This window comes from Micromonospora sp. M51, assembly GCF_018070305.1.
Taxonomy (GTDB): Bacteria; Actinomycetota; Actinomycetes; order Mycobacteriales; family Micromonosporaceae; genus Micromonospora; species Micromonospora parva.
Genome location: NZ_JAGPXZ010001453.1, coordinates 1 through 529, shown reverse-complemented (window position 1 = coordinate 529; position 529 = coordinate 1). Strand labels below are relative to the sequence as shown.

The 529-nt window shown below is 72.2% G+C and carries 1 protein-coding gene; it reads right to left on the bottom strand.

What is annotated here, in order from left to right:
• Nucleotides 1-33 precede the first annotated feature (33 nt).
• On the bottom strand, nt 34-529 hold a 496-nt coding region (lspA, locus tag KBX53_RS35400), incomplete at its 5' end, for a signal peptidase II (protein ID WP_210864079.1).

Sequence of the window (529 nt, the reverse complement as noted above, 5' to 3'; positions counted from 1 at the left end):
AACGGTGGTCGCCGCCAGCGGCGAACGCGGAGGTCATGCCCGCTCCCGCTGCTCGGCGCCCGACGCGGCGTCCGTGGTGGCCGGGTCGTCGTCGCGCCCCGCCCGCCGGCCGTCACGCTGCCGGCCGGTCAGCTCCAACAGGACGGCCAGCAGCACACCGCAGACCAGCGAGCTGTCGGCCAGGTTGAACACCGGCCAGACCTGACCGTACGGGTCGAAGAGGCTGATCATGTCGACCACGTGCCCGTGGAAGGGGGACGGCGCCCGGAAGATCCGGTCGACGAGGTTGCCCAACGCGCCACCCAGCACCAGGCCGAGGGAGACCGCCCAGGGCAGCGAGCGCAGGCGCAGTGCCATCCAGACGATCCAGCCGACCACCCCGATGGTGATCAGCGGGAAGACCCAGGTGTGGTCGGCACCGATGCTCCAGGCCGCGCCGCTGTTGCGGGTCAGGCTCAGGTAGACGAACCCGCCGAGCAGCCGGACCGGTTCCCGGTCGGTCAGCGCGGCCAGCGCGAGGTGCTTGGTG